Genomic DNA, 1,462 nt, shown 5'->3' with positions numbered 1-1,462 from the left:
CCCTTAAACTTAAGGCTTGAACAAAACAGAAATGGCCTGCGTTCGACAAAGCACTTAAGAATCCCACTGCTTTAGCTGTGGGAGTGTCAATGAGTCCTTCTCTTCTCCTTTATTACATCTAGCATCAACCACTCACATACGGTATCATTAGACACAAGATTTATGGGGAGGAATAATTATGACAAATATCAAACTGATTGAAGCGTTGAGTAATGCACCTGGAGCACCGGGATTCGAGGATGAGGTCATTGACGTCGTTTTGAAGTACAAAGGAAGCTTGAAGGCAAAAAAAGACAGTCTTAAAAATCTGTACCTTTATCCGAAAAATTATGATGCGTCCAAGCCGACACTCATGCTGGATGCTCACTTGGATGAAGTCGGGTTTATTGTCAGCTACATAGACCAGAACGGCCTTTTAGGAATCGAAATGCTCGGACGCTGGGAATGGTATAATGTGTCTGCTCACCTGTTCAAAGTTAGAAACAGAAACGGCCAGTATATCAAAGGCATCGTGGGTTCCAAGCCTCCACACTTCCTGACACCGGAAGAACGGGATAACGGTCTGACAATGAAAGACATGAAGCTGGATATCGGGGCGACTTCACGGGAAGAAGTCATGGATACGTTCGGTATCGAAGTCGGAGCGCCTATCGTTCCAGATGTCACTTTCGACTACAATAATAAAAATCAGACGATGCTCGGGAAAGCTTTTGACAACCGTCTGGGCTGTGCGGCAGTTATAGAAACATTGAAAGCTCTAGAAAACGAAGACTTACCGGTAAACGTGGTCGGTGCCCTGGCTGCTCAGGAAGAAGTCGGCTTAAGAGGAGCAACAGTAACAGCTAGACGAGTGGATCCTCAATTAGCTATTGTCTTTGAAGGGACGCCTTCTGACGATTATGCAAAACCGGTCGAATTGTCTCAAGCAAGAATGGGACATGGTCCGCAGATCAGACACAAGGACAGCAGCTACATTGCTAATGAAGAATGGATCAGCTTGACTAATAAAGTCAGCAAGACCCACGCGATTCCTGTTCAACATGCGGTGCGTGAAGGCGGCGGAACGAATGCTGGTCGTATTCATTTGAATAACTTAGGGGTGCCTGTGCTTGTCCTTGGTGTACCTAGCCGTTATGCTCATACGCATCACCTCTTCGCCTCTTTTGAGGACTTTAATCATACAGTCCAGCTGGCAGCTGAATCAATTAAAGCCATCGATCAGTCATTTTTGAATAAATTTGAAGTAGATTTTGATTAATCTCATATACACTATAGAATAGAGAAAAAACAGTCTGTACCCTGTCATCGGTGTACAGACTGTTTTTGTTAAATGTCCGGTGACTATCTGCCTACGACTATCACTAATAAATCGAGTAGGAGATAAATGATTAATTCATTTATCGTCCTCTCACACCACCGTACGTACGGTTCCGTATACGGCGGTTCAATATCTTAAGTAAGC

At 44.3% G+C, this 1,462-nt stretch carries 1 protein-coding gene; it reads left to right on the top strand.

The genetic code is table 11. The features are described from left to right. The first annotated feature begins 178 nt into the window (after positions 1 to 178). Positions 179 to 1,258: a M42 family metallopeptidase gene (locus tag BLR76_RS11515; protein ID WP_091269063.1), complete on the top strand. Its 1,080-nt coding sequence runs from the start codon at positions 179 to 181 to the stop codon at positions 1,256 to 1,258. The last annotated feature ends 204 nt before the right edge of the window (positions 1,259 to 1,462 follow it).

The organism is Alkalibacterium thalassium, from assembly GCF_900101165.1.
Classification (GTDB): Bacteria; Bacillota; Bacilli; order Lactobacillales; family Carnobacteriaceae_A; genus Alkalibacterium; species Alkalibacterium indicireducens.
This window is presented reverse-complemented; position numbering and strand designations above follow the sequence as displayed.

Excerpts from the sequence above, each read along its gene's own strand:
- BLR76_RS11515 (WP_091269063.1), top strand. The coding sequence starts at position 179 with ATGACAAATATCAAACTGATTGAAGCGTTGAGTAATGCACCTGGAGCA.